19 protein-coding genes are annotated in these 16,307 nt (G+C 67.9%); 14 read left to right on the top strand and 5 right to left on the bottom strand.

What is annotated here, in order from left to right:
* The first annotated feature begins 154 nt into the window (after window positions 1–154).
* A complete protein-coding gene (locus DFJ65_RS03525) occupies window positions 155–961 on the top strand; it encodes a GNAT family N-acetyltransferase (protein WP_115921836.1) in 807 nt (268 codons plus the stop codon).
* Complete coding sequence (locus DFJ65_RS03520; protein ID WP_115921835.1) at window positions 958–1,455, top strand: low molecular weight protein-tyrosine-phosphatase; 498 nt, start codon at window positions 958–960, stop codon at window positions 1,453–1,455. The genes DFJ65_RS03525 and DFJ65_RS03520 overlap by 4 nt, the downstream gene beginning before the upstream one ends.
* On the opposite strand, the gene DFJ65_RS03515 is transcribed toward DFJ65_RS03520, so the two are convergent.
* A complete protein-coding gene (locus DFJ65_RS03515; RefSeq protein ID WP_147301299.1) occupies window positions 1,449–1,871 on the bottom strand; it encodes a DUF1232 domain-containing protein in 423 nt (140 codons plus the stop codon). The genes DFJ65_RS03520 and DFJ65_RS03515 overlap by 7 nt on opposite strands.
* 118 nt (window positions 1,872–1,989) lie before the next feature.
* On the opposite strand from DFJ65_RS03515, the gene DFJ65_RS03510 reads away from it, so the two are divergent.
* Together DFJ65_RS03510 and purB are read left to right on the top strand one after the other, a co-directional pair.
* Window positions 1,990–2,763, top strand: a complete 774-nt coding sequence (locus DFJ65_RS03510) for a VOC family protein (protein ID WP_115921833.1) — start codon at window positions 1,990–1,992, stop codon at window positions 2,761–2,763.
* A gap of 42 nt (window positions 2,764–2,805) precedes the next feature.
* A complete protein-coding gene (gene purB / locus DFJ65_RS03505) occupies window positions 2,806–4,233 on the top strand; it encodes an adenylosuccinate lyase (protein ID WP_115921832.1) in 1,428 nt (475 codons plus the stop codon).
* Between the two features lie 111 nt (window positions 4,234–4,344).
* On the opposite strand, the gene DFJ65_RS03500 is transcribed toward purB, so the two are convergent.
* Both DFJ65_RS03500 and DFJ65_RS03495 read right to left on the bottom strand, forming a co-directional pair.
* Window positions 4,345–5,730, bottom strand: a complete 1,386-nt coding sequence (locus DFJ65_RS03500) for a tryptophan-rich sensory protein (RefSeq protein ID WP_115921831.1) — start codon at window positions 5,728–5,730, stop codon at window positions 4,345–4,347.
* A gap of 52 nt (window positions 5,731–5,782) precedes the next feature.
* On the bottom strand, window positions 5,783–6,676 hold the full coding sequence (locus DFJ65_RS03495; protein ID WP_147301298.1) for a MerR family transcriptional regulator: 894 nt from the start codon (window positions 6,674–6,676) through the stop codon (window positions 5,783–5,785).
* A 110-nt stretch (window positions 6,677–6,786) separates the two neighbouring features.
* On the opposite strand from DFJ65_RS03495, the gene DFJ65_RS03490 reads away from it, so the two are divergent.
* From DFJ65_RS03490 to idi, 10 genes are read left to right on the top strand one after another with little or no spacing between them, the layout of a single operon-like run.
* A complete protein-coding gene (locus DFJ65_RS03490; protein WP_115921829.1) occupies window positions 6,787–7,869 on the top strand; it encodes a polyprenyl synthetase family protein in 1,083 nt (360 codons plus the stop codon).
* Complete coding sequence (locus DFJ65_RS03485; RefSeq protein ID WP_115921828.1) at window positions 7,866–8,732, top strand: phytoene/squalene synthase family protein; 867 nt, start codon at window positions 7,866–7,868, stop codon at window positions 8,730–8,732. Before DFJ65_RS03490 ends, DFJ65_RS03485 begins: the two co-directional genes overlap by 4 nt.
* Window positions 8,729–10,306 carry a phytoene desaturase family protein gene (gene crtI, locus DFJ65_RS03480; RefSeq protein WP_115921827.1) on the top strand — a complete coding sequence of 526 codons (1,578 nt, stop codon included), beginning with the start codon at window positions 8,729–8,731 and terminating at the stop codon, window positions 10,304–10,306. The genes DFJ65_RS03485 and crtI overlap by 4 nt, the downstream gene beginning before the upstream one ends.
* Complete coding sequence (locus DFJ65_RS03475) at window positions 10,303–10,668, top strand: lycopene cyclase domain-containing protein (RefSeq protein WP_115921826.1); 366 nt, start codon at window positions 10,303–10,305, stop codon at window positions 10,666–10,668. Before crtI ends, DFJ65_RS03475 begins: the two co-directional genes overlap by 4 nt.
* The gene (locus DFJ65_RS03470; protein ID WP_115921825.1) at window positions 10,668–11,000 is read left to right on the top strand and encodes a lycopene cyclase domain-containing protein; all 333 of its coding nucleotides are present in this window, start codon (window positions 10,668–10,670) and stop codon (window positions 10,998–11,000) included. Before DFJ65_RS03475 ends, DFJ65_RS03470 begins: the two co-directional genes overlap by 1 nt.
* Entirely contained in the window at window positions 10,997–12,376 is a 1,380-nt protein-coding gene (locus DFJ65_RS03465; protein WP_115921824.1) for a cytochrome P450, read from the top strand. The genes DFJ65_RS03470 and DFJ65_RS03465 overlap by 4 nt, the downstream gene beginning before the upstream one ends.
* Complete coding sequence (locus DFJ65_RS03460; protein ID WP_115921823.1) at window positions 12,369–13,463, top strand: glycosyltransferase family 2 protein; 1,095 nt, start codon at window positions 12,369–12,371, stop codon at window positions 13,461–13,463. Before DFJ65_RS03465 ends, DFJ65_RS03460 begins: the two co-directional genes overlap by 8 nt.
* The gene (locus DFJ65_RS03455) at window positions 13,463–13,945 is read left to right on the top strand and encodes a glycosyl-4,4'-diaponeurosporenoate acyltransferase CrtO family protein (protein WP_245950369.1); all 483 of its coding nucleotides are present in this window, start codon (window positions 13,463–13,465) and stop codon (window positions 13,943–13,945) included. The genes DFJ65_RS03460 and DFJ65_RS03455 overlap by 1 nt, the downstream gene beginning before the upstream one ends.
* Window positions 13,942–14,283 carry a hypothetical protein gene (locus DFJ65_RS03450; protein WP_147301297.1) on the top strand — a complete coding sequence of 114 codons (342 nt, stop codon included), beginning with the start codon at window positions 13,942–13,944 and terminating at the stop codon, window positions 14,281–14,283. The genes DFJ65_RS03455 and DFJ65_RS03450 overlap by 4 nt, the downstream gene beginning before the upstream one ends.
* Entirely contained in the window at window positions 14,280–14,822 is a 543-nt protein-coding gene (idi, locus tag DFJ65_RS03445; RefSeq protein WP_115921820.1) for an isopentenyl-diphosphate Delta-isomerase, read from the top strand. The genes DFJ65_RS03450 and idi overlap by 4 nt, the downstream gene beginning before the upstream one ends.
* Window positions 14,823–15,043: 221 nt before the next feature.
* Here the strand turns inward: idi and DFJ65_RS03440 are convergent, their stop codons facing one another.
* Window positions 15,044–15,487: a hypothetical protein gene (locus DFJ65_RS03440; RefSeq protein ID WP_147301296.1), complete on the bottom strand. Its 444-nt coding sequence runs from the start codon at window positions 15,485–15,487 to the stop codon at window positions 15,044–15,046.
* A gap of 89 nt (window positions 15,488–15,576) precedes the next feature.
* Window positions 15,577–16,230, bottom strand: coding sequence for a VOC family protein (locus tag DFJ65_RS03435; protein WP_115921818.1), 654 nt, complete (start codon window positions 16,228–16,230; stop codon window positions 15,577–15,579).
* Window positions 16,231–16,307 lie beyond the last annotated feature (77 nt).

Here is a 16,307-nt window from a genome sequence, read left to right as displayed (position 1 = left end):
AGTCGGTGCGCATTGGTTGCGTTTGCGGGAGTTGGTTGCGACAGCGGGAGATCCTCCTCCCGCAAGTCCATCCAACTCCCGTTCGCGCACCAACTCGCCGGCGACCCCGGATATCTGGATGCGCCGTCCGTCCGGCAGCCGCGAGGATGAGCCCATGACCGAGCAATCTCCCGAAAACCCCGCTGCGCTGCTGCGCGCGTACGACGAGCAACTGCGCCGCGACGCCGAGGTGGCGGGTGCCGATCAGGTGTCCGAGGACGGACCGCTGGTGCGAGGTGTCTTCAGCTGGGGCGGGTTCGTCAGCTACCGCGACCTGGACGGCGTCGGCGACCTCGACGCGCTCATCGCACGCACCGTCGCCTACTACCGCGACGAGACAGCGGTCGACCAATTCGAGTGGAAAACAAGGGGACACGACCTCCCCGTCGATCTCACCGAGCGCTTGCTCGCGCACGGCTTCGGCGCAGAGGAGATCGAGACGGTCATGGCCGGATCGGTCGAGCGCCTCGTCGCCGAGGTGCCGCTGCCGGACGGCGTCACCATCAAGCAGGCGACCGACCCCGCCGACATCACCCGCGCCGCAGTGCTGCAGTTCGACGTGTTCGGCGACGGCCCCACCCCCGAGCAGGCCGAGGAGCGGCTCGCCCGGTCGAAGGGCTACGGCAGCCTCTGGATGGCGGAATTCGACGGGCAGGCGATCAGCGCCGGACGCCTCGAGATCGTGCCGGGCACCGAGTTCGCCGGGCTGTGGGGCGGTGTCACACAAGCGGATTGGCGCGGCAAGGGCATCTACCGTGGGCTCACCGCGGCCCGCGCCCGGCACGCCCGCGAGCGCGGCGTGCGCTACCTGCACAGCGACAGCCTCGAGACCTCGCGCCCGATCCTCGAGCGGAGCGGCCTGGTGAAGATCACCACCACCACGCCGTACGTCTGGCACCGTCACGCAGAATCGAGGGCATGAGCAAGCCCTATCGCGTCCAGTTCGTCTGCACCGGGAACATCTGCCGCTCCCCCATGGGCGAGGTGATCCTGCGCGACCTTCTCGAGCGGGAAGGCTTGAGCGACAAGGTGATTGTCGACTCCGCCGGCACCGGCTCGTGGCACGTCGGCGAGCCGGCCGACCCGCGCACGGTGCAGGCGCTGCAGCGCGGCGGCTACGACGGACGTGCTCACCGGGCCAAGCAGCTCACCCCGCCCGACCTCGCCGAACGCGACGTGGTGCTGGTGGCCGACCGCGGTCACCTCGACGAGGTGGAGCGCATGGCCCAGCACGTCGAGGGTGCGGCCGAGGTGCGGTTGATGCGCGAGTTCGACCCGACGGCCGACAAGGACGAGGTCGACGACCCCTACTTCGGCGACGACGCGGGCTTCGACCGGTGCCGCGACGAGGTCGAGGCGGCATGCCGTGGCCTGCTCGCCGAACTGCCGAACCTGCTGTCGAATCGCCTTCAGTAGCCGTTCAATTCGTCGACCGGGTGGCCTTCGCCGCCGGCGACCACGCGGGTCACCCAACGCATCACCGCAAGGTCGTCGGCATACCCGTGCGGGCCGCCGTCCGGCACCAGGTCTTGCTCCATCACCAGGTAGTGCAGCCCCGACACGACGAGCCGCAGCCGGGCCTCCCGCGCCGGGTCGAGCGCCTCGAGGCTCTCCTCGCCTTCCAGGAACGCCTCGACCACTGCGGCCGCGATGTCGATGTGCACGGACATCGCTGTGCTGCGCAGAAATTCGGACTCGATCAGCTTCAGCTCGACCTCTGCCAGCAGGGTGCGTAGGTCTTCGGCGCTCGCCACCGTCACGTCAGCCGTTCGGCGACATCGACTGAACGGATCAGACGCGAGCAGGCGCCGGGTCGCGGCATCAGCAGGCATGCACTGAGAGTGACAGATCCGAGCCCCCGACGACGTCGGAACGGCCTAACGGGTTCGGTTGGCAGTGCAACGGATTAGGGTCGGAACAGACGACAAACGTTCGACGAAGGAGCCCACCATGACTGTGCACGACGGAGTGCTGCCCGACGGGTCGCCCTGCTGGGTGGAGTGCGCCTACGAGGAAGCGCACCGCGGGCTGCACCACGCCAAGGACTTCTACGGCCGACTGTTCGGGTGGCACATCGTCGATGCGCCCGCCGAGCAGGGTCACTACACGATCTGTCTCAAGGACGACCGTCCGGCGGCTGCGATCACGGTCGCCCAGGACAAGAACGCCCCGACGGTCTGGACGACCTACCTCGCGTCGTCCGACGTCGACGCCGCCGCGCAGCGGGTCACCGCGGCCGGCGGCACGGTGCTCATGGGTCCGCAGGACGTGCCCGGCGCGGGTCGAGCGGCCTTCTGCGCCGACCCCAGCGGCGGCACCTTCGGCATCTGGCAGGCCGGTGACTTCACCGGTTACGGCCGCTCGGGTGAGGCCGGCGCGATCGCCGCGCACACCCTGCTCACCCGCGACCTCGACGGCGCGAAGAAGTTCTACGCCGAGGTGTTCGGCTACCGCTACGTCGACGAGACCGAGTTCGGTGTGCGGGTCGACCTGCCCGAGGGTTCGATCCCGTGCAACATCCACGCCGCGTCCCAGCTGCCCGACGACGTCAACGCCTCCTGGTTGCCGCATTTCGGTGTGGCAGAACGTGATTCGTCGGCCCAGATGGCGGAGGAGCTCGACGGCTACATCCTGATGAGCTTCGAGACGCCCGCCGGCCGCGAGGCGATCGCCCAGGCCAAGCACGGTGAGCTGTTCGGGTTGCTCGAGGTCGACGACGCCTGACCTGACGCGGCGAGCGCGCCGGGCCGCTGGAAGAATGAGCCCATGCGCTCCCTCGCCGAAGCCCAGCCGCCCATCGCCCTTGGCGCCCTCGACGGTCGTTACCGCGCCGCGGTCGCGGCACTGGTCGACCACCTCTCCGAGGCCGCGCTCAACCGGCAGCGGGTCAACGTCGAGGTCGAGTGGCTGATCCACCTCACCTCCCAGGGTGCGGTGCCCGGCGTCCGCCCGCTCACCGAGGCCGAGCAGCACCAGTTGCGCGCGGTCGTCGAGGACTTCGACCTCGACGACGTCGCCGAGCTCGCCGAGATCGAGCGCGAGACCGTGCACGACGTGAAGGCGGTCGAGTACTACCTCAAGCGGCGCCTCACGGCCGTCGTCGGCGCGGACGACGCCAAGGGCCTGGCCGAGCTCATCCACTTCGCGTGCACCAGCGAAGACATCAACAACCTGTCCTACGCGCTGATGGTGCAGGGCGCCACGCAGCAGGTGTGGTTGCCGCGCGCGACGGCGCTGGTCGAGGCGATCGCCACCATGGCGCGCGACCTCAAGGACGTGCCGCTGCTCGCCCACACCCACGGTCAGCCGGCCACCCCCACCACCATGGGCAAGGAGCTCGCGGTGCTCGCCCACCGCCTCGGCCGCCAGGTGCGCCGCATCGAGCGCGCCGAGTATCTCGGCAAGATCAACGGCGCCACCGGCACGTACGGCGCGCACACCGCCGCCGTCCCCAGCACCGACTGGGTGGCGATCAGCCGCTCGTTCGTCGAGTCGCTCGGGCTCACCTGGAACCCGCTCACCACGCAGATCGAGAGCCACGACTGGCAGGCCGAGCTCTACGCCGACATCGCGCGGTTCAACCGCATCCTGCACAACCTGTGCACCGACGTCTGGACCTACATCTCGATGGGCTACTTCGCCCAGGTGCGCGGCCAGGGCACGGTCGGGTCGTCGACGATGCCGCACAAGGTCAACCCGATCCGTTTCGAGAACGCCGAGGCCAACCTCGAGGTGAGCAACGCGCTGCTCGACGTGCTGGCCTCGACGCTCGTGCAGTCGCGGTTGCAGCGTGACCTCACCGACTCCTCGATGCAGCGCAACATCGGCACGGCGTTCGGCCACTCGCTGCTCGCCATCGACAACGCCGGACGCGGGCTCGCCGGTCTCGACGCCGTGCCGGAGGCGATGGCCGCCGACCTCGACGCCAACTGGGAGGTGCTCGGCGAACCGATCCAGTCGGCGATGCGCGCGCTCGGCGCGCAGGGCGTGCCCGGCATGGAGCAGCCCTACGAGCGGCTCAAGGAACTCACCCGCGGCCGCCGCATCAACCAAGCCGACCTTCAGGAGTTCGTGCGCGGCCTCGGCTTGCCCGAAGAGGTGCAGGCGCGTTTCCTCGAACTCACTCCGGCAAGCTACGTCGGCCTCGCGCCGCAGCTCGTCGCCTACCTGGAGCAGCCGACGGCGCAGCCGTGACCACGCTGCTGTGGCTGCGCTCCGCCTCCGAATCGGCGTGAGTTTGTGGGGTTCGTGCCGCGTCCGAACCCCACAAACTCACGCCGATTCGGCGGCGGGACGGTAGCCCGCTCAGTGGTTGCGCCGAGCGATCTCCCCACTGAGTGCCGTGGCGAAGGTGCACCACGCGGCGTACGACCCGAGCGTCAGCTTGCGCAGAGTGCCCGGCGATGCGCCGGCGCGGCGAGCCAGATCGGCGCTACTGGCCGCCAGTGCACCGGCCACAACCGTGGCAGCGACGGGTCGGTGCGCCCGGAAGAACACGCCGCTCCACCCGGCGTTGAGCACCATGTTGGCCACGAGCGCCGTTTTGAACGAGTTCGCCTGCGGCTCAGGCAGTTCGGCGATGGCGGCTGCCGACGCCACTGTCGTACCTGCGTAGAGCGCGCTCCACACCACCGGGAAGGCCCAGGCCGGCGGCTGCCACGGCGGCAGGTCGAGGCTCTTGTACCAGCGGCTGTTCGGGTCGGTCAGCAACGAACCCACGAGGGCTGTTACCCCCACGATCGCCGCGGAGGTCTTGACCGAACGCGACCACGCGCGGGTGTCGACGTCCTTGGTCGCGCGGTGCACCGACTCCTCGAACCCGGCGAGGCCACCCTCGGGCGGTGACACGTACTCGTCGATGTCGTTCTCCGACGCAACTGCGTCATGCACCAGGCTCCCGGCCAACGGCTTGGCGACCCCTGCCGACACGGGGGTGACGAGCCCGACCCAATGACCGGCGAGGTTCGGCGTGAGCACCGGAACCGTCGCAATCCGCCTTTTTGGCAACCCGATTGCGGACGCATACCGGCGCATCATGTCGGCGTAGGTGAGCACGTCCGGGCCGGCGATGTCGAAGGCGCGGTTCACCTCCTGCGGCAAGTCAGCCGCGCCGACGAGGTAATGGATGACGTCGTCGTCGCAGATCGGCTGGATCTTGCTCTTCAGCCAGCGGGGAGCGATGACCAGCGGCAGTCGCTCGGACAGGTGACGCAGCATCTCGAAGGACGCCGATCCCTCGCCGATCACGGTGCCGGCCTGCAGCACGGCGGTCGGCACACCGGAGTCGAGCAGGATCTTGCCGACCTCCACCCGCGATGCGAGGTGCGGCGACAATTCGCCAGAAGGGTGCAGTCCGCTCAGGTAGACCATCCGGTCGACGCCGGACTTCTTTGCAGCAGAGGCGAATCTGGACGCCATTTCTCGGTCGCGTTCCTCGAAGTCACCCTCGCCGTCCATTGAGTGCAGCAGGTAGTACGCGACGTCGACGTCGGCGAGAGACTTCGCCAGGTCAGCAGGTTCGGAGGCGTCACCCTCGACTGCTTCCACGCGCTCGGCCCATGCCGACGCAAGTGAATCGGGGTGACGACTGAGCACCCGCACGCGGAAACCCGCGTCGAGCAGTGCCGGCACCAAACGGCCGCCGACGTGGCCGGTTGCTCCGGTGACCAGGGCAAGACGGGACGAGTTCATAAGCTTCCTCCGGGGGAATCGTGGTGAACGGACCGGCAGACGCCGGGAGGGTCTACTGACCGGCGGCGGGCCGGCGATATTGATCCCGGGACGTCAGCAGGAATTCGGCTGAGTCTCGGAGGTGTTCGGGCAAGCGGTCGGCACCGATCACGGCGGCGACCGAGGGCGTCGCGCCTCGTCCCCCGATGGCCATCGGCCAGCGTTGCGAGAGCCGACGCAGGGCTCCTGCACGGGCCTCGAAGACGGTGCGCCGGGTGCCCGACATGATGATGAGGTCGGGGTCGAGTCGTTCGCATGCTCCGTAGAGGTCCTTCAGCGGGGTGTTGCTGCCGAGGTAACGCACCCGCCATCCGGCATCGGACATCAGGACGCCGAGGGCGAGCAGCGGGATGTCGTGCAACTCCTTGGGCGGGCAGGCCAGCACCGCGATGGGAGCGTCCGCGTCGTCCACCAGCCTGGCCAGCGCGCCGACCCGTCGACGAACGATATGGCTGACGAAGTGTTCCTGCGCGACGCTGATCCGACCCGCTTCCCATTCCGTGCCCACCTGCTGCAGGTGCGGCATCAGAATGTCGTGAATGGTATCGGCGACACCGAACTCGTCGATAGCGCGGTCGAGCACCGACACGAACGTGAACTCGTCGAATTCACCTGCAGCAGCCTCGAGTTCCCGCCGCAGTTGCAACCCCTGTTCCGCGCTCGCCGAGCGGATCGGCCGGCCCTGGGTGACTGCGGAAACGGCGGCCGAAATCGGCACGCCTTTCTCCCGCAAGGCGAGCACCCGGCGCGCGAGGTCGAGGTCGGCCTCGGAGTACAGGCGGTATCCTCCGGGCGTGCGCTCGGGCTCGAACAGCCCGTACCGGCGCTCCCATACGCGAAGTACATCGCTCGAGACGCCGACGAGTTCGGCGAGGCGCCCGATGCGCATGCTAGGTTCAATAGCCACCGGCTCAATCTAACCTCTTGCGTGCGACAGCAGTGCGAAACCTTGGACAAAGCTTTGACATCTTTATCGCACGGCGGTCAGTCTGAGAAATCCACGACCAAGGAGACTCGATGGCCACTCAGACCGGTACTCGGCCGGCTGCTTGTCATTGGCGCGACACCGCGGCCGCCGACCGGGCCCTTTCGGCGATGCTCGGGGATGGGCGCAGCAGGGCCGCTTTGAGGAGCCCGGACCACACGCGTCTGTGGAATGCACTCGAGGACGCGAGCATCGGAGGAAAGCGATTCCGACCGGCTCTCGTCCGTGCCGCTCACGACACGTTCGACGGCACCGAGCACGAGGCTGTCGCACAGGTCGGTGCGGCGATCGAATTACTGCACACCGCCTTCGTCATCCAGGACGACGTCATCGACGGGGATGACATCCGTCGCGGGCGTCCGAACGTCAGTGGCACCTTCCGCACCTGGGCTCGAGAGCACGGCGCGGACGAGGACGCAGCCGCCGAACTCGCCTTCACCGCAGGTATTCTCGCCGGAGATCTGGCCATGGCCACCGCGTTGCGCGCGATCGCCACCTGCGGCGTCTCCCCCGCCGTCACGAACCGTCTGCTCGACCTGTTCGACACTGCGCTGCAGATCACGACCGCGGGTGAACTGGCCGACGTCCGCCTCTCGCTCGGACTGGAACCGGCATCCACCGACGCCAGCCTGGCGATGGCAGAACACAAGACGAGCGCCTACTCCTTCTCCCTTCCGTTGCAGGCGGGCGCGCTGCTGGCAGGTGCCGGAGCCGACATCGTGCAGGAGTGCGATGTCGTCGGGCGCCACCTCGGCGTCGCCTTCCAGCTCGCCGACGACCTGCTGGGTGTGTTCGGCAATCCGGATCTGACCCTTAAGAGCACGACCTGCGATCTGCGCACCCGCAAGCAGACCCCGCTGCTGAGCCACGCACGTTCCACCGACGAGTGGGACGAGATCGACAGTCATCTCGGACGCGACCTCGGCGACGCCGAGCTGGCAGAAGTGCGCCGACTGCTCACCCGAAACGGCTCACGAGAGTTCGTGACCGGCTTGATGCACGAGCACCTGCGCCTCGCGCACGCGCACATCACGGCGCTCGGCCTGCCCACGGAACTGCCGGCGATCATCACCGACAGCCTCACCCTGCTGCTCGACGACAGCGAAGCGGCATGAGGAGTGTTCACGGCACGAACGAGCTCTACGACTCGGTGGCCCGAGACTGTGCCGACCTGGTGATCCGCCGGTATTCCAGCTCGTTCGGGATGGCATCCCGGCTGCTGCGTGAGCCGGTGCGATGCCACGTCCGCAACGTGTACGCACTGGTCCGGATCGCCGACGAGATCGTCGACAACCCGGATGCGGGCCTGGGCAGCACCGAGCGCTCGGCCATGCTGGACGCGCTCCTCGCCGACGTCCGTCAGTCCCTGGTCACCGGCTACAGCGCAAACCTCATCGTGCACGCCTTCGCGCTGACCGCTCGGGCCTGCGACATCGGCGATGACCTCATCGACCCCTTCTTCGCATCGATGGCGCGTGACCTCGACCCCGCACCGCACACCCTCGAAAGCATCGACCGTTATGTCTACGGGTCGGCGGAGGTCGTCGGGCTGATGTGCCTACGGGTGTTCCTGGCAACCGAGGCGGACCGGTCCGCGCGGTACGACGAACTGGCGCCGGGGGCGCGACGGCTCGGCGCCGCGTTCCAGAACATCAACTTCCTGCGCGACCTTGCCCAGGACACCGATACGCTCGACCGTGGCTACTTCCCCGGGGTCGACCCCGACAACTTCACCGACGCCGATCGCGACCGCATCCTGAACGACATCGACGCCGACCTCGCGGCCGCCCAGAACGCCATCGACCACCTCCCCCCGTCCAGCCGACGAGCCGTCCAGGTCGCACACGACACGTTCGCCGAACTCGGCGTCCGTCTACGCGCCACGCCGGCCGAGCAGATCCGACGCGAACGGGTTCGTGTGCCCGGACACGTCAAGCTGCGCATCGCCGGCAATGCCGTTCGTCAGGACCTGCGATGACGGCGGGTACCGGTTCGCGACGGGTCGTGGTCATCGGTGGTGGGATCGCCGGTCTGGCCACTGCGGGTCTGCTCGCGGCCCAGGGCCACGACGTCGATCTGTTGGAGAAGAACGACGTACTGGGCGGCCGCGTCGGCAGCCTGGAGCGGGACGGTTTCCGGTTCGACACCGGCGCGTCCTGGTACCTGATGCCCGAAGTGTTCGAGCACTTCTTCGAGCTTCTCGGCACCACCGTCGAGAACGAACTCGACCTGGTCCGGCTCGACCCGAGCTATCGAGTGTTCTTCCAGGATCACCCCGGGTCCGTCGACGTCCGTCCGGACCGCGATGTCAACCGGGCCGTCTTCGAGTCGCTGGAGCCGGGCGCGGGCAAGAGCCTGGACGCTTACCTGTCGTCGGCGCAGGACACGTACGACACGGCGATGCGCCGCTTCCTCTACTCCAACTTCGATTCGACGGCGTCGTTCTTCGGCACCGACGTCATCCGGCGCAGTCCGAAACTGTCCCGGTTGCTGACCCAGTCGCTCCAAGGGTTCGTCGCGGATCGCTTCAGCGACAATCGAATTCGTCAGATCCTGGGATACCCGGCGGTCTTCCTCGGTTCTTCACCGGATCGCGCGCCGAGCATGTACCACCTGATGAGCCGGCTCGACATCGCCGGATCGGTGCTCTACCCACAGGGTGGTTTCACCGAACTCATCCGCGTGATCGCGGCGCTTGCCGAGAAGCACGGAGCCCGGTTGCACACAGGCTCGGCTGTCACCCGGATTCTGACCGACGGGTCCACCAAGCCCACCGTGACCGGCGTCGAGCACCTCAGCGCGGATGGCGCAGCGTCCGTGATCGAGGCCGACGTCGTCGTCGGTGCGACCGATCTGCACCACCTGGAGACCACCCTGCTCCCCGAGAAGCAGCAGACCCACCCGGAGAAGGCGTGGACCAAGCGCTCACCCGGGCCCGGTGCGGTGCTCGCCCTCCTCGGTGTGGAAGGTGAGATGCCGCAGCTGCCACATCACTCCTTGTTCTTCACCGCGGACTGGAAACAGAATTTCGGCGACATCTTCGGCAAAGCTGCGCGCGTCCCCGAACCCGCGTCCATTTATGTCTGCAAGCCGTCGGCGACCGACCTGAGCGTGGCCCCCGAGGGGCACGAGAACCTGTTCGTGCTGATTCCTGTCCCTGCCGACACCGAGATCGGCCACGGCGGCCCGGAAGGCACCGGCGACGAGCAGGTCGAGCGAGCCGTCGATGCGGCCCTCGACCAAATTACGCAGTGGGCGGACGTACCCGATCTGCGGGAACGAATCGTGGTGCGGCACACCATCGGTCCGGCCGACTTCGCCGACGACTACAACGCCTGGCGCGGCGGCGCGCTCGGTCTGGAGCACACGCTGCGCCAGAGCGCCTTCCTGCGCCCGTCGAACGTGTCGTCGAAAGTGGACGGGCTCTACTACGCGGGTGCCAGCACGGTGCCGGGCGTCGGACTACCGATGTGCCTGATCAGCGCCGAACTCGTGCTCAAGCGCCTCACCGGCGATCGGTCCAGTTCCCCGACCCTGGTGGACGGTCGATGAGTCTCGAACGCTTCGCCTACCTGGCGATGCTGGTCTTCTGCGTGGGCGCGACGCTGCCGTTGATCCCCGCGTTCGGGCTGGAGTTGGGCCGCAGGTGGCGCCGGCTGCTGCTCACCGTGGTCCTCGCCGGAACTCCTTTCCTGATCTGGGACGTGCTGGTGACCCACGCCGGACACTGGTGGTTCGACGCCGATCAGACCCTGCCCTGGTCTATCGGCGGTCTGCCACCGGAGGAGATCCTCTTCTTCGTCGTAATCCCCATCGTCAGCGTCATCACCTTCGAAGGGGTTCTAACAGTCCGGCGCCACGGCGGTATTCGCGCAACGGTCAGACGTGACCCGGTCGACGGACAGGAACGCTGATGTCGTACACCGTCCTGGCCGTCCTCGGTGTCGTGGCGAGCATCGCTCTCGACCGATGGGGTCTGCGCACCCGGCTGACCACGTCGCGCACGTGGTGGTTGTCGTACGCGATCATCGTGTTCTTCCAGATCCTGACCAACGGTTGGCTGACCGGCCGCCGCATCGTGCAGTACAACCCTGACGTCATCATCGGCGACTCCGAGGTCGTGGCGTTCGGACGTGGACGCCTTCTTTTCGCACCTGTCGAGGACCTCGCCTTCGGATTCGCGTTGGTGCTCACCAGTTGCGCGGTGTGGGTCTGGTCGGGACGCCGGGAGAAGGCGTCGGCATGAACCTCGCTGACCGGCTGCAAGCGCTGCAACCGGCCGATATCGGTGTGCCAGGGCCGAGTTCTGCCGACATGGCGCGCGCCTTCCGGTCCGTCCGTCGTGACCCGCTCACCTTCCTGACCGAGGTGACCGAACGTTTCGGCGACACCGTCGCCTTCCCCGTGCCCGGTGCACCGGCCGTGTTGCTGAACGACCCCGCTCACGTTCGCCAGGTGCTGCAGACCTCGGCTCGCAACTGGAGCAAGCAGACCGTGCAGTACGCCGCGCTGGCACGGGTGACCGGGCCCGGCCTGCTTGCTTGCGCCGAACCGAACTGGATCAAGCACCGACGCCTGGCCGCGCCGGTTTTCCACCGCCGGCGTCTGGAGGCAGTCGGCGAGCAGGTGCGTGACGCCGCCCGCACCGTCCTTGCCGATCACACCCCTGCTGCCCACTCGGGGTCCGTCGTCGACGTCAGTCCGCTGATGCATCGCATCGGCTTGGACGCAGTCGGCCGTGCTCTCTTCTCCAGCGACCTCACCGCCAGCACCGAACGCCTCCTCGGCGCATCCAGCGGTGCCGCCGAGTTCATCGTCCGCCTCGGTCGATCGGTGCTGCCGACCGCACAGTGGGCGCCGACCCGCACGAACCTCCGATTGCGTTCGGTGCGAAGGAAACTCGACGCGGTGGCTACCGACATCATCGCCGCTCGACGCCGGACCGCGGCGCCCTCGACGCCTGACTTTCACGGCGACGATCTGCTCGGTCTGCTCATCGACAGCGAGCTCACCGACGTCGAGATCAGGGACGAACTGATCACGATGGTGATCGCGGGTCACGAGACCGTCGCCGCCGCGCTCAGCTGGACGCTCATGTTGCTGGCCGAGCACACCGAGATTCAGGATCGGATGCGCGCCGAACTCGGCGCGCTCGGTTCGCCGGTTTCCATGTTGACCCCCCGCGAGCAACTGCCGATCACCCGTGCCGCCATCGACGAGGCTCTGCGCTTGTACCCGCCTGCCTGGGCGATCTCCCGGCGTTCACTCGCTGCCGAGCGGGTCGGTGACATCGAGCTCCCGGCAGGCACATTGGCGATCATCAGCCCGTGGCTGTTGCACCGACGAGGCGAATCCTGGCCCGAGCCAACGCAATTCCGGCCGGAGCGATTCATACAGGGCGTTCCGACATCGGGCTACATCCCGTTCGGACAGGGTCCGCGGCTGTGCATCGGACGTGACTTCGCGCTCGGCGAGATGCTCGTGGTGATCGGCGAACTGTTGTCGTCCTACCGGCTCGACACGCCTGCGGGCTGGACGCGGCCGGAGCCGGAGACGCTCGTTGCTGTGCATCCGCGCGGCGGAATGCCCCTGCGACTGACTCCTGCGGATCACCATGCTTGAGGTGCTGTACGCGGTGGTGCTCGTCGCCGCCGTACTCGCCGGCTACGTGCTGATGGTCCGGTTCCGCGTCGTCGCTGCGAGCGGAAGCGCCGCCGGTGACGTGTGCGCGATCGTCCCGGCTCGCAACGAGCAGGCATCCTTGCCGGCCTTACTCGAATCCTTGGACCGGTCGAGCGTCCCGGTGCGCGTGCTCGTCATCGACGACGCATCGACGGATGCGACGGCCGCGCTCGCCCGCGAGGCCGGCGTCGAGGTGATCTCGCCCGGCACCCCTGCGCCGGGGTGGACCGGCAAGGCGTGGGCCTGTCACGTCGGAGCCAACTCCACCGACGCGGAACTACTGCTGTTCCTGGACGCCGACACGGTGCTTGCGTCCGGCGCCCTCGGCGGCATCGTCGACCTGCATCGAAGGTTCGGCGGCCTGATCTCCGTGCAGCCGTATCACCGGGTGCAGCGCACTTATGAGCAACTGTCGGCATACTTCAACGCCGTCGCGGTGATGGCCAGCGGTGTGTTCGCGTCCGGAGTCGGACGACGTCCGATGGCCTTCGGCCCCTGTCTGCTCACCTCCCGAGACGACTACGAGCGCGCGGGCGGGCACGCAGCGGTGCGTGGGGAGATCCTGGACGACGTCGAACTGGCAGCCGCCTACGAAAAGGCCGGGCTGTCGGTGCACTGCGTTGCCGGTGGTTCGCAGATCCGAATGCGCAGCTATCCCAACGGGATCCGACAGCTGGTCGCCGGATGGACCAAGAACATGGCGTCCGGTGCAGCCGCCACTGATCCGCGGGCCGGCCTTGCCACCGGGCTGTGGATCTGCGCCCACCACCTCGTCGCCGTGAACACACTGCTCGCCATGTGGACGGCTGACGAGGCTCTTGACGCAGGCATATGGCTGCTCGCGTGGGTGGTGTTCGCGCTCCAACTCCGGGTCATTCTGCGCCGTGTCGGGTCCTTCCGCTGGTGGACCTGGGCACTGTTCCCGCTGCCCCTGCTGGCCTTCGACCTGTTGTTCGCAATCTCCACCGTGAACACCCTGCGTGGCTCGGTGCGCTGGCGCGGGCGGACCGTGCGGTTGGGGGCGTGATGCTCGACTACGTCATGCCGCAGGGCTGGACCGCGTTGGCCGACATCGCCGCCTGGGGTGTCATCCATGCGGCGACGGGATACGCAGCCCACCGACTCACCCCGCAGTGGCTCGCCCGAGATCACCGGCTGTTGCGCCCGCTCGCCTTCGAGCAGGGCGGACGCTGGTACCGCCGCCGGCTGCGGATCAACCGGTGGAAGGACGCTGTGCCGGAGGCCGGCGCACTGTTCGCCGGCGGGGTCAGCAAACGCCAGCTGCCCGCCCTCGACAAATCCGGTCTGGAACTGTTCGTCCGCGAGACCCGCCGCGCCGAACTCGGCCACTGGTGGGCAATGTTCGCCGGCCCGGTGTTCGTGCTGTGGAACCCGCCCGCGATCGCTGCCGTGCTCATCGGGTACGGAATCGCGATCAACCTGCCGTTCATAGCGATTCAGCGATACAACCGCTTCCGCACTGAGCCACTCCTGCGGCGGGCGCGATGACGAATCCAACCGTGATCCCGACGTCCGAGCCAGAGGTCGAACCAACGCGGCACGGGCCCATTGCCCAGTTGCTGATCGCGCTGTCGCCGCTGTCCCTCATCCTGATCGGGTACGCGCTCACCCACTGGATCACCGCGCCGCTGCTCGACGACCCGACCCACGCCACCAACCGCATCGGCATCGGACTGCAGGTTTCCGGCCCCGCGGACGTCGACCGCAGCTTTTTCGCAGCGGTGCCGACCGTCTGGCTGCAGCCGCACTTCGCGACAGCACCTGTGCCGAGCCCGGCACCGAACGCACTAGTACTCCGTATCCCGAGTTCAGGAGGCAGCAGATGACTGCACAGACCATTGAAGAAGTCGTCCTGCTGGACGAGCACGGCAACGCCGTCGGCACCTGCCCCAAGAGCGAGGTGCACCACCAATCGACACCCCTGCACCTTGCGTTCTCCTGCTACGTCATCGATGAGTCCGGACGCGTGCTGGTGACCAAACGGGCGCTGCGCAAGGAGACCTGGCCCGGTGCGTGGACGAACAGTTGCTGCGGCCACCCTGCTCCTGGCGAGTCGGTCGAGGACGCCGTCCGGCGCCGCACCCGCCAGGAACTCGGCATCGAACTCACCGATCTCCGCCCGGCTCTGCCGGATTTCCGGTATCGCGCGGTGATGGACAATGGAATCGTCGAGAACGAGGTCTGCCCGGTCTACGTCGCCGTTTGCACCGAGCCGGACGACCTGAGCCCCGACCCGGCTGAGGTCGCCGCCATCGAGTGGCACGACTGGGCCGCCTTCCGTTCACAGGTGCTCTCCGGCGAACGCGACGTGAGTCCGTGGTGCGCGTTGCAGGTGTCCGAACTTCCGGAAGAACTCGCTGACTGAGGCCCAGGTCGAGGTCGTGACTTGGTGGCCTACAGCGGAGTTGGTGGCCATGGGCGCAGGTCGAAGTCCGTCAAGGACCACCAACTCACCCGGCGGCCACCAACTCGAGCCGAGACCGTCGTTTGGGGTGTCTCTGGATGTGACTCCCGCTCCTTCCGGCGCCTGACGTGCAGCGCTCGGCAGGGCCGATCATCGACCCATGGCGTGGGAGTCAGGCGAGCTCAGGCCTCCCGGGACCAGGCGGCGTCCATCACGACGTAACCGTCGGGCAGGTCGGGCATCACGTTGTGCATGACCATGCGCAGCTCGTCGTCGCCGAGGCGCAGCGCGATGCGCCACGACCACCCGGGCGCGTAGTCCATCTCGACCGCGATGGTGCCGTCGACGAACCGGCCGAGGAGCACCCCGAGGGTCGGTTGCTGATGCCAGGAGTCGGTCCACGCGACGGTCACCTGCCCGTCGTCGCCTGCCGATCCGATGAGCAGAATGCCCGACTGTGTGCCATCGGCCGGGTGCACCCAGTCGTACTCCAGGGTCCAGCTCTTGCCGCCGGCGTGCAGCGTGCTGGTGGCGCTCGAGCGGCGTTCGGCGAGTTCGTCGTCGGGCATCAGGCGGAAGGCGTTGCTGCCCGACCATTGCGCGGCCGGCGGCGGGAGCGAGTTCACGGTGCCATTGTCCACCGTCCGATCCTCGCCGGATACGACGAAGCGGCCCCACATCGGGAGCAGCTTCGCACGTCGAATCAGATTTCGCCTCAGATTTCGACGGTGCCGTTCTGGGTCTGGAAGACCACCGACATCAGACCGGGCGTGCCGTTGGGGGCGATGAAATCGAAGTCGATCTGCGGCTCCCACTCCTCGCGGTCGACACCGGGCTCGCCGGTGAGACCGAGCCATTCGCGCACCCGCTCGGGCGAGCCGGCGATGCGCATCGCGGTGAGGTCGGCTTCGCTGTTGCCGATCTGCGAGGGGTGCGGCTGGTCGCCACTCCACTCGATGAAGAAGGGCACCTGGGCGTCGGCCATCAGGCCCTTGACGCCGAGCTGCTTCCAGGTGACCTCGGTGCCGTCGGGACGGTGCCGGTTGCCGGGTGCTGCCGGACGGCCGACGAGCTTCTCGGCGGCTGCCATGTCCTTGACCTCGACGACCCAACCGAGCCAGCCGCCGCCCTGCTCGGAGCGGGCGCGCACGGCCTGACCGAACGGCGCCTTGTCGGAGGCCGGGTGGTCGAGCACTTCGACGACCTCGACGAAGCGGTGGTTCGCCAACGGAAGAATCACGTTGCGCGTCCCGAACCTGGGATGAACCCCACTGTCACCGGGCTCGACACCCAGCGCTTCCCCCAGCCGCTTGGCCGTCGGCAGCAGGCCTTCGGCTTCAGCGGCGTACACCACATGGTCGACTCGCATGCCATAGATCGTGCCACTGGCCCACCACCGCGCTGTAATCGGGGTCATCCCCGGGGCGCACTCGCCCGGACGCACCA

Source organism: Calidifontibacter indicus (genome assembly GCF_003386865.1).
GTDB classification, from domain to species: Bacteria; Actinomycetota; Actinomycetes; order Actinomycetales; family Dermatophilaceae; genus Yimella; species Yimella indica.
The sequence above is the reverse complement of the archived record's forward strand: the minus strand, read 5'-3'. Positions and strand labels throughout refer to the sequence as shown.

Bases quoted from the DNA above. Each gene is read 5' to 3' on its own strand.
- DFJ65_RS03515 (WP_147301299.1), bottom strand. From the start codon at position 1,871: ATGCCTGCTGATGCCGCGACCCGGCGCCTGCTCGCGTCTGATCCGTTC.
- DFJ65_RS03450 (WP_147301297.1), top strand. From the start codon at position 13,942: ATGACGAATCCAACCGTGATCCCGACGTCCGAGCCAGAGGTCGAACCA.
- DFJ65_RS03500 (WP_115921831.1), bottom strand. From the start codon at position 5,730: ATGAACTCGTCCCGTCTTGCCCTGGTCACCGGAGCAACCGGCCACGTC.
- DFJ65_RS03460 (WP_115921823.1), top strand. From the start codon at position 12,369: ATGCTTGAGGTGCTGTACGCGGTGGTGCTCGTCGCCGCCGTACTCGCC.
- DFJ65_RS03520 (WP_115921835.1), top strand. From the start codon at position 958: ATGAGCAAGCCCTATCGCGTCCAGTTCGTCTGCACCGGGAACATCTGC.
- DFJ65_RS03435 (WP_115921818.1), bottom strand. From the start codon at position 16,230: ATGCGAGTCGACCATGTGGTGTACGCCGCTGAAGCCGAAGGCCTGCTG.
- DFJ65_RS03525 (WP_115921836.1), top strand. From the start codon at position 155: ATGACCGAGCAATCTCCCGAAAACCCCGCTGCGCTGCTGCGCGCGTAC.
- DFJ65_RS03455 (WP_245950369.1), top strand. From the start codon at position 13,463: ATGCTCGACTACGTCATGCCGCAGGGCTGGACCGCGTTGGCCGACATC.
- DFJ65_RS03510 (WP_115921833.1), top strand. From the start codon at position 1,990: ATGACTGTGCACGACGGAGTGCTGCCCGACGGGTCGCCCTGCTGGGTG.
- DFJ65_RS03475 (WP_115921826.1), top strand. From the start codon at position 10,303: ATGAGTCTCGAACGCTTCGCCTACCTGGCGATGCTGGTCTTCTGCGTG.
- purB (WP_115921832.1), top strand. From the start codon at position 2,806: ATGCGCTCCCTCGCCGAAGCCCAGCCGCCCATCGCCCTTGGCGCCCTC.
- DFJ65_RS03490 (WP_115921829.1), top strand. From the start codon at position 6,787: ATGGCCACTCAGACCGGTACTCGGCCGGCTGCTTGTCATTGGCGCGAC.
- crtI (WP_115921827.1), top strand. From the start codon at position 8,729: ATGACGGCGGGTACCGGTTCGCGACGGGTCGTGGTCATCGGTGGTGGG.
- DFJ65_RS03470 (WP_115921825.1), top strand. From the start codon at position 10,668: ATGTCGTACACCGTCCTGGCCGTCCTCGGTGTCGTGGCGAGCATCGCT.
- idi (WP_115921820.1), top strand. From the start codon at position 14,280: ATGACTGCACAGACCATTGAAGAAGTCGTCCTGCTGGACGAGCACGGC.
- DFJ65_RS03485 (WP_115921828.1), top strand. From the start codon at position 7,866: ATGAGGAGTGTTCACGGCACGAACGAGCTCTACGACTCGGTGGCCCGA.
- DFJ65_RS03465 (WP_115921824.1), top strand. From the start codon at position 10,997: ATGAACCTCGCTGACCGGCTGCAAGCGCTGCAACCGGCCGATATCGGT.